The organism is Mycobacterium sp. Root135, assembly GCF_001426545.1.
Lineage (GTDB): Bacteria > Actinomycetota > Actinomycetes > Mycobacteriales > Mycobacteriaceae > Mycobacterium.
In genome coordinates this window covers 256,569-265,597 of the sequence record NZ_LMEZ01000010.1, presented here as the reverse complement: position 1 = coordinate 265,597, position 9,029 = coordinate 256,569, and the positions used below count along the sequence as shown (strand labels likewise).

8 protein-coding genes and 1 pseudogene are annotated in these 9,029 nt (G+C 68.0%); 4 read left to right on the top strand and 5 right to left on the bottom strand.

What is annotated here, in order from left to right; genetic code table 11:
- Nucleotides 1–219: 219 nt before the first annotated feature.
- From ASD37_RS30175 to ASD37_RS30160, 4 genes and pseudogenes are all read right to left on the bottom strand, one after another.
- Nucleotides 220–838, bottom strand: a pseudogene (locus ASD37_RS30175) (histidine phosphatase family protein).
- 24 nt (nt 839–862) lie between these two features.
- Nucleotides 863–1,981, bottom strand: a complete 1,119-nt coding sequence (gene disA, locus ASD37_RS30170; RefSeq protein WP_056560763.1) for a DNA integrity scanning diadenylate cyclase DisA — start codon at nt 1,979–1,981, stop codon at nt 863–865.
- An 8-nt stretch (nt 1,982–1,989) separates the two neighbouring features.
- Nucleotides 1,990–3,396: a DNA repair protein RadA gene (gene radA, locus ASD37_RS30165; RefSeq protein WP_056560759.1), complete on the bottom strand. Its 1,407-nt coding sequence runs from the start codon at nt 3,394–3,396 to the stop codon at nt 1,990–1,992.
- A gap of 46 nt (nt 3,397–3,442) precedes the next feature.
- Nucleotides 3,443–4,036: a hypothetical protein gene (locus ASD37_RS30160; RefSeq protein WP_056560756.1), complete on the bottom strand. Its 594-nt coding sequence runs from the start codon at nt 4,034–4,036 to the stop codon at nt 3,443–3,445.
- Nucleotides 4,037–4,341: 305 nt separating this feature from the next.
- Between ASD37_RS30160 and carD the strand changes: the two genes are divergently transcribed.
- From carD to rlmB, 4 genes are read left to right on the top strand one after another with little or no spacing between them, the layout of a single operon-like run.
- Nucleotides 4,342–4,830: an RNA polymerase-binding transcription factor CarD gene (gene carD, locus ASD37_RS30155; RefSeq protein WP_056560753.1), complete on the top strand. Its 489-nt coding sequence runs from the start codon at nt 4,342–4,344 to the stop codon at nt 4,828–4,830.
- Nucleotides 4,831–4,847: 17 nt separating this feature from the next.
- Nucleotides 4,848–5,345 carry a 2-C-methyl-D-erythritol 2,4-cyclodiphosphate synthase gene (ispF, locus tag ASD37_RS30150; RefSeq protein ID WP_056560750.1) on the top strand — a complete coding sequence of 166 codons (498 nt, stop codon included), beginning with the start codon at nt 4,848–4,850 and terminating at the stop codon, nt 5,343–5,345.
- Between the two features lie 29 nt (nt 5,346–5,374).
- Entirely contained in the window at nt 5,375–6,781 is a 1,407-nt protein-coding gene (gene cysS / locus ASD37_RS30145) for a cysteine--tRNA ligase (protein WP_255354956.1), read from the top strand.
- A complete protein-coding gene (rlmB, locus tag ASD37_RS30140) occupies nt 6,781–7,719 on the top strand; it encodes a 23S rRNA (guanosine(2251)-2'-O)-methyltransferase RlmB (RefSeq protein ID WP_056560747.1) in 939 nt (312 codons plus the stop codon). Before cysS ends, rlmB begins: the two co-directional genes overlap by 1 nt.
- On the opposite strand, the gene ASD37_RS30135 is transcribed toward rlmB, so the two are convergent.
- On the bottom strand, nt 7,703–8,926 hold the full coding sequence (locus tag ASD37_RS30135) for an MFS transporter (RefSeq protein ID WP_056560744.1): 1,224 nt from the start codon (nt 8,924–8,926) through the stop codon (nt 7,703–7,705). The genes rlmB and ASD37_RS30135 overlap by 17 nt on opposite strands.
- Nucleotides 8,927–9,029: the final 103 nt, after the last annotated feature.

The following is a 9,029-nucleotide window of genomic DNA, read 5'->3' as shown; positions in this document are numbered from 1 at the left end:
GACGGCGTCGGTGGCGTCGACGACCCACAGGTCGGTGGCCCCGGCGTCCTCGGCGAGTCGCAGGGAGACCAGTTCTCCGATGGCGACGAGTCGTTCGGCGGCGGCGCAGGCTTCGGCTCGCGCGGCGGAGCACATCCGCTGCAGCAACACCGCCACCGCACCCTGTTCGCTCATGTGTTCGATTGTAGATCCAGGGTCCGACACGGACCTGCGACCAAGCTAAGTCAACCGCAGATGTTCGGTGCCGCCCAGCGACATGACCGATCGATTGTGGAAGTGGTCGTCCTCGTGCAGGGTGGTGATGCTCCCCGGCCCGCCACGAAAGTGCACGTAGCCGAGCGCTTCGACGGGCATGCCGATCCAGGCCGCGACGACGTACGTCAGCGCGAATCCGTGGGTGACGATCACCTGCCGTTGGACCGGTCGTGCCAGGACGTCGTCCATGACGGCGTAGATGCGTTCGGCGAAGGCCGCCTTGGTTTCCGCGCCGTCGACGCCCTCGTCGTGGTGCATTCGCTCTCCGGTCGGAGGCGGCGGAGGTACGAACCGACTGTCGAGCCAGCTCTGCGGTCGGCCCCCTGCAACGCCGTAGGACTTCTCGCGCAGGCGCCGGTCGAACGACGGCGTCACCCCAAGGGGCGTCGCGATCGCCTCTGCGGTTCGCCGACAACGGGTCAAGATCGGAAGAGAAGACGTCTACCGGGGCTCCGCCGGGGATCGCGTTGCGGACGGCGACAGCGGCAGATTCGGCGTCCCGCTGGCCGACGGCGGTGAGGTCGGAGTCGTACCACCCGCCGACGAGGCCGTCGACGTGATGAGTGGCCTCCGGGTGCACCACGACGAGAACGGTGCGCACCGAGGATCAGGCCAGCTGATCGGCAATCGTGGACTCCGCCAACTGGGAGAGTCCCTCGCGGATGTGCCGGGCCCACATCGACCCGATGCCTTCGACCGACTGCAGGTCGTTGGCGCTTGCGGCCAGCACGCCCTGCAGCGACCCGAAGGAGCGAACCAGCAGGTCCACGTGGGCGAACTGCAGTCGTGGAATGCCTGCCATCGCGCGGTAGCCGCGGGAGCTCATCGCGGAGTCCTGTGCCTCCAGCGTCGACGGATAGCCGAAGACCCGCGCCAGCGCGGTGAAGTCGAGGAGTTCGTTGTCGCTGAGGGTGTCGAGCTCGTCCAGCGTCGCGAGCACCTGGGCGGTCGAGGGCGGATCCGGGTTGGCGTGATAGTCGCGCGCAATCAGTTCGCGGGCGGTGTCGTTGTCACCGACGAGTTCTTCGAGCTGCAGCTTGAGTTGGCGTCCGTTGGTACCGAGTTCGACGACGTCGGCGTCGATCTCGAGGCTGATGCGGCGGACCATCTCCAGGCGCTGCGCCACGGTCATGACGTCGCGCAGTGTCACGAAGTCTTCGATTTCGGCGGTCGAGAGCTGTCGATTGACCTCGTCGAGCCGGGCCTTGTACCGCTCGAGGGTGGCGATCGTCTGGTTCGCGCGCGACAGGATCGTCGCGGAATCGGGCACCACGTGTCGCTCGCCGGCCACGTAGACGGTGACGATGCTCATCGAATGGCTAACGGAGACAACGGGATAACCCGTTTGCACGGCCGTGCGCTCGGCTGACCGGTGCCGGGTTCCCGACTCGTCGGTCGGGATCGAGGGATCGGGGACGAGCTGCACGTTGGCGCGCAGGATGCGGGTTCCGTCGCTGGACAACACGACCGCGCCGTCCATCTTGGACAATTCGCGAAGCCGCGTCGGCGCGTAGGCGATGTCGAGAGCGAAGCCACCGTCACAGATGGCGTCGACGCCGTCGTCGAACCCCAGCACGATCAGCGCGCCGGTACGTCCACGCAGGATGCGCTCGAGTCCGTCACGAAGCGCGGTACCCGGGGCCAGCTGTCCGAGGGTCTCACGCAGTGTCGGACGAGCGAGCTGCACGACGTTGCCGCGCCCGCTTCTGGCAGCCTTCACGGCCATCACCTCTCCTAGCGTCGGCCGCCATTGTCCCTCACATTGTCGGAGATGTTCCTGAGCACCCGCAAGGCCCCCGAGATGTTGTCCGCCGACTGCACCGTCAACCCGGCGGGAACGTCCTTCACCCCGGGCGGTATCACGGCGCACGTGAACCCCAGCCGGGCCGCTTCCGCCAGGCGGCGGTCCATGCCCGTCACGCGGCGAAGATCGCCTGCGAGGCCGACCTCACCGATGGCGACCACCGTCGTCGGCATCGGTATGTCGGCATACGCCGACGCGATCGCCAGCGCGACCGCCAGGTCGGAGGACGGATCGGTCAGGCGCATGCCGCCGACCGTCGACAAGTAGATGTCGTTCTGCCCGACGTTGAGGTGCGCGCGCTTCTCGAGGACCGCGGTGATCATCGCTGCACGGGCCGAGTCGATGCCGCTGACTGCCCGCCGCGGATTGCCCGCCGACGCCGAGCCGATGAGCGCCTGAACCTCGCCGATGAGGGGTCGCTTGCCGTCGAGGGTCACCGTCACCGAGGTGCCCGACACCGGTTGCGGCCGCTGGTCCAGGAACAAGCCAGACGGATCGGCGACGCCCTCGATGCCGTTGTCGTGCAACAGAAAACAGCCGACTTCGTCAGCGGCGCCGAAGCGGTTCTTCACCCCTCGCACCATGCGCAGTGCCGACGAGCGGTCACCTTCGAAGTGCATCACGACGTCGACGAGGTGCTCCAGCGAACGGGGTCCCGCAATGGCCCCGTCCTTGGTCACGTGGCCGACGAGGATGATCGCGACACCGGTGGTCTTCGCGGCCATCGTCAGGGCGGTGGTGACCGCCCGGATCTGGGTGACGCCGCCGGTGACTCCGTCGGCCTCGGTGGTCGACATCGTCTGGACCGAGTCGACGACGATGAGCGAGGGCTTCACCTGTTCGATGTGGCCGAGCGCGGTCTGCAGGTCGGACTCGGCCGCGAGGAACACCTCGTCGTGCGTGCAGCCCGTGCGTTCGGCGCGCAGTCGGATCTGGCCCGCGGACTCCTCGCCCGACAGATACAGCGCGCGGCGACCGGATTCCGCCCAGCGATGGACGACCTCGAGCAGCAGCGTCGACTTGCCGACGCCGGGATCGCCGGCCAGCAGCGTCACCGAGCCGGGGACGAGGCCGCCTCCGAGAACCCGGTCGAGCTCACTGACCCCTGTCGGAAAGTGCCTGGTGGAGCCGGGGTCGATCGAGCTGATGGGGACGGCGGGAGAGCTTGGTGCGACGGCGCGATTAGACGCCGCGCCCAAGATCGGGGTGAGGACGGCGATCTCGTCGACCGTGCCCCAGCTGCCGCAGTCCGGACACCGGCCGACCCACTTGGCAGTGACGTGCTGACACTCCGAACAGCGGTGTTGCGAACGCGCCTTGGAACCGACCTTTGCCACGTGCCGACCGTATCGGGCGACACCGACAGAACGGTGCCGACGAAGCTCAGTGGCCGCCCGTGTCGGCTTCGGCGCCCGCCTCGACCGCTGCCTCACGACGTGGAGTCTCCCCGGCCGAGATCGGCACGTTGAGCTCCGTCTGGCCGGAGCGCTCGAAGGTGAAGGTGAACGGGTAGTTGAGGCCGTTGCTGATCGGCTTGGTGAGCTGCACGGAAGCTTCGACGGTGCTAGCGCCCTCGGTGGCGTCCAGTGCGCTCGGCGTGCCGTCCGGAGTCCCCACGATCAGGGTGCCGCCTGCGGGGACGGTGAGATTCCCGGTGAGGCTCACGGTGCCGACGCTGGACGTGATCGACACCAGCCGGTCGTCCTTCTCCGCCGACTCGTTCACGGCGACGAACAGCAACTCGGTGTCGCCGCCGGGCCGCACGTAGTCGGAGGTCTGGGGGGCGCGCAGGTGCACGTTGCGAAGGGCGATTCCCGAGGTCGGGTCGCCGACCCAGGCGAGGGTGCCGTTGACGGCGGGCTGCTGCGATGCCGACTGGGAGATCTGGCCTGCGCTGCAGCCGGACAGGACGATGGCGGCCGACAGGCCGCAAGCGGCCAGCGCGACGGCGGAAGTCCGCGTTTTCGAGAGCGTCACTGAAGCCTCCTGCTCGGCGACGGGACGACCGTGACGTGCATCCCGAGTGTCGACTATGCAGAGTAGTAGGTGGCGTGGAGTGGCGGAAGCCGAGGGCTGGCGACGGGGCTCGTCACACCGCTCGGAACGGGTCCGTTGGGGCGGCTGATAGTCCGGCATGGGTTTGCCGAGAGGCCTGCGCGTTGCACGGATTCCTCACCCTGTCAACCCCTCGTCTTCACCCGCGGTGCCCCTGACCTGCATCGTTGCGCAACACGTGTCTTAGCTCCGTGCTAACATTGGGTTGTGAAAGGGGCTCGAATCTGATGATTTTCAAGGTCGGAGACACCGTTGTCTATCCACACCACGGTGCTGCATTGATCGAGGCGATCGAAACCCGAACCATCAAGGGCGAGCAGAGAGAATATCTCGTCCTGAAGGTTGCGCAGGGCGATCTCACCGTTCGAGTTCCTGCTGACAACGCAGAGTACGTCGGAGTTCGCGACGTCGTCGGCCAGGAGGGCCTGGACAAGGTCTTCCAGGTGCTTCGCGCCCCGCATACCGAGGAGCCGACCAACTGGTCGCGTCGGTACAAGGCCAACTTGGAGAAGCTGGCCTCTGGTGACGTGAACAAGGTGGCTGAGGTCGTTCGCGACCTGTGGCGTCGTGATCAGGAGCGCGGACTGTCCGCCGGCGAGAAGCGCATGCTGGCCAAGGCCCGGCAGATTCTCGTTGGCGAGTTGGCTCTTGCCGAGAACACCGACGAGGAGAAGGCCGAAAGCATCCTCGACGAGGTTCTGGCAGCAGCTTCCTGACCTTTCAGGGGCGCTCCATGGTGCCAAGAATCGGTCTGGGGACCGATGTGCACCCGATTCAAGCCGGTAGGCCGTGTTGGCTGCTGTGCTTGTCCTTCGATGACGCCGACGGCTGCGCTGGGCATTCCGACGGAGACGTCGCGGCGCACGCGCTATGCGACGCTCTGCTGAGCGCAGCCGGTCTTGGCGATCTCGGTTCCGTCTTCGGCACCGACCGTCCCGAATGGCGTGGCGTCGGGGGAGCCGACATGCTTCGTCACGTGCACGGACTGCTCCGTGCCGAAGGCTTCCGCGTCGGCAACGCCGCCGTTCAGGTGATCGGCAACCGGCCCAAGATCGGTCCGCGCCGCGCCGAGGCACAGCAACTTCTGTCTCAGCTGCTCGACGCGCCGGTGTCGGTGTCGGCGACGACTACCGACGGCCTCGGCTTGACCGGTCGGGGCGAAGGTCTGGCCGCGATCGCGACGGCGCTGGTCGTGGAAGACGAGGAACAGATCAGTGGTGTGGACGATTGAAGGCTGACGGGCCGGTAAGCTGGCCCGTCGTGACCGTTCAGCCCCTGCGAATTCACGACACCATGACGGGTGTGGTGCGTGACTTCGTCCCTCTGCGCGACGGACACGCGTCGATCTACCTCTGCGGCGCCACCGTCCAGGGTCTGCCACACATTGGCCACGTCCGCAGTGGCGTGGCGTTCGACGTACTGCGTCGCTGGCTGACGGCGAAGGGCTTCGACGTCGCCTTCATCCGCAACGTCACCGACATCGACGACAAGATCCTCAACAAGGCTGCCGACGCGGGCCGGCCGTGGTGGGAGTGGGCGGCGACCTTCGAGCGCGCCTTCACCTCCGCCTACGACGCCCTCGGCGTCCTGCCCCCGTCGGCCGAGCCGCGCGCCACCGGGCACATCACCCAGATGGTCGAGCTCATCGAGCGGCTGCTCGCCGACGGCCATGCGTACACCGGCGGCGGTGACGTCTACTTCGACGTGCTGAGCTATCCCGACTACGGCCAGTTGTCCGGCCACCGGATCGACGACGTGCACCAAGGCGAGGGTGTCGCCACGGGCAAGCGCGACCCGCGTGACTTCACGCTGTGGAAGGGTGCCAAGCCGGGCGAGCCGTCGTGGCCGACGCCGTGGGGCCCGGGTCGTCCGGGCTGGCACACCGAGTGCGTCGCCATGTGCGAGACATACCTCGGTGCGGCGTTCGACATCCACGCCGGTGGAATGGACTTGGTGTTTCCGCACCACGAGAACGAGATCGCGCAGGCGCGGGCGGCCGGCGACGGCTTCGCGCAGTATTGGATGCACAACGGCTGGGTCACCATGGGTGGCGAGAAGATGAGCAAGTCCCTCGGCAACGTGTTGGCGATTCCCGCTGTGCTGCAACGGGTTCGGGCCGCCGAGCTGCGCTACTACCTCGGCTCCGCGCACTACCGTTCGATGCTGGAGTTCTCCGAGAACGCCCTGCAGGACGCAGTGAAGGCCTACACCGGCATCGAGGACTTCCTCCACCGCGTGCGCAACCGGGTGGGGACGATCGTGCCCGGCGACTGGACCGAGAAGTTCGGCGCCGCGCTCGACGACGATCTGGCTGTACCCGCCGCGCTCGCCGAGGTGCACGCGGCACGGGCCGAAGGCAATCGCGCGCTCGACGCGGGCGACCACGAAACTGCGATGACGCACGCCAGGTCCATCCGGGCGATGATGGGCATCCTCGGCTGCGACCCACTCGACGAGCGGTGGGAATCGCGCGACGAGACCTCTGCGGCCCTCGCGGCGATCGACGAGCTGGTCCAGTGGGCGCTCAAGGGTCGCGCGGAGGCCCGCGAACAACGAGACTGGGCGAAGGCCGACGAGATTCGCGATCGACTCAAGGCGGCGGGCATCGTCGTCACCGACACCGCCGACGGACCACAGTGGGAACTCGGCGACGGGAGCAACAAATAATGGCAGGCAACTCCCAACGACGCGGAGCGGTACGCAAGGCGGGCACCAAGAAGGGGCCGCAGATCGGCTCCGGCGGTGTGCGCAGGCGCGGGCTCGAGGCCAAGGGCGCGACCCCGCCAGCGAGCGCGCGGCCACACCACCCCGCCGGAAAGCGCGCTGCCGCGGCGGCCCGCAAGGACCAGGGACGGCACAAGAAGACCGACGAGACCGAGGTCGTGCTCGGCCGCAACCCCGTGCTCGAGTGCTTGCGCGCCGGCGTGCCGGCGACTGCGCTGTGGGTGATGCTCGGAACCGAAGCCGACGAGCGCCTGACCGAGTCGGTGCAGCGTGCGGCCGACAAGGGCATCTCGATCCTCGAAGTGCAGAAGCACGACCTGGACCGCCTCAGCGCCAACGGTCTTCACCAGGGCATAGCCCTGCAGGTGCCGCCGTACAACTACGCCCATCCCGACGACTTGCTGCGGGTGGCGAAGGCGGATTCGACGCCGGCCCTGCTGGTGGCGTTGGACAACATCTCCGATCCCCGGAACCTGGGTGCGATCGTCAGGTCGGTCGCCGCGTTCGGTGGCCACGGCGTGCTCATCCCGCAACGCCGGTCGGCGTCGGTGACGGCCGTCGCGTGGCGCACCAGTGCCGGCGCTGCCGCGCGGCTTCGCGTCGGGCGGGCTACCAACCTCACCCGCACGCTGCAGAGCTGGAAGGACGAGGGCCTGCTGGTGGTGGGTCTCGACGCCGGTGGCGACACCCAGCTCGACCAGGTCGACGCGAGCGGTCCGATGGTCGTCGTGGTGGGCTCCGAGGGCAAGGGCCTATCCCGGTTGGTGCGGGAGAACTGCGACGCGATCGTGTCCATCCCGATGGCGGGGCCGACGGAGTCGTTGAACGCCTCGGTGGCCGCGGGTGTGGTGCTGGCGGAGATCGCTAGACAGCGTCGCTGACCGTCTGCGCGGTCTCGGGCATGAAGCGGGCGTAGAGCACCAAGCCGATGGCGGCCACGGCTGCCAGCGTCCAGAACGCGATCGTGTATCCCTCGGTGACGATGATGAACCCGGCGACCGTCGCGCTGAGGGCGGCGCCGACGCCCTGCACGGTCGACACGGCGCCCTGGGCCACGTTGAACCGTCCCGATCCTCGGGTCAGGTCGGCGATCACGATGGGGAACAGCGCTCCGAAGATGCCCGCGCCGATCCCGTCGAGTGCCTGCACGGCCAGCAGCCAGGCCGCGTTGTCGGACACGGTGTAGAGCAGCCCGCGGGCCGTCAGCACCGCGAAGGCGACCAGGAAGATGGGTTTTCGGCCCCAGACGTCGGCCTTGCGGCCGACCACGATCGCCACCGGCACCATCACCACCTGCGCGGCCAGGATGCACAACGCGACCAGTGACGTGGCGCTGTCCTTTCCGACGACGCGGGTCAGGAGCTGGCTGACGGAGGTGAGCATCGCGGCGTTGGCCAGGTGAAAGGTGAACGCGATGATCGCGAAGATCATCAGCGGGCGGTTGGTGACCAGCGTGGTCCAGGCGCCGACGGACTTCCCGCCGTCGTCGGGGGTGAGGCCGCGGGCCAGTTGGTCGTCGATCTCGTCGCCGCGGATGCGCGTGGTGGCCACGACGCTGAGCACGGCCAGCACGCCCATCAGCCAGAACACCACCACCGGGCCGAGCGACCAGGCGAGGAGCGCGGCGACGCCCGCAGCGGTGGCGTTGCCCGCGTGGTTGAACGCCTCGTTGCGGCCGACTCTGGGTGCGAACATCCGCGGTCCCATCAGGCCAAGGGTGACGGCTGCGATCGCCGGGGCGAACACCGCACCTGCGAGCGACGCGACCGACTGACTGATCGCGATCAACGCGAACCCGCTCACGAAGGGCAGCACCAGCGAGCTGACGGTCACGGCAAGGGCGGCGACGACGATGATCGCCCGCCGGTTCTTTACCCGGTCGATGAGGATGCCCGCGGGGGTCTGCGAGAGCAGCCCGACGACGCCGGCGATGGTGATCACCGATCCGACGGTGGCCTCGTTCCAGCCGTGTTCGGGTCCGCGGACCGCTAGCAGGTAGATCGCGAGGTACGGGCCCAGTCCGTCGCGGACGTCAGCCAGGAAGAAGTTGACGGCGTCCAGCGCGCGCAAAGATTGGCGTGAGGGCATCTGGAGCAAACTACCTCGTGCCGACGGGCGCGATCCTGGCGCACACCTGCCGTCCCGAACCCGTCAGATTCCGAATAGCGAGATCCCGGTCCACAGGCCCGGT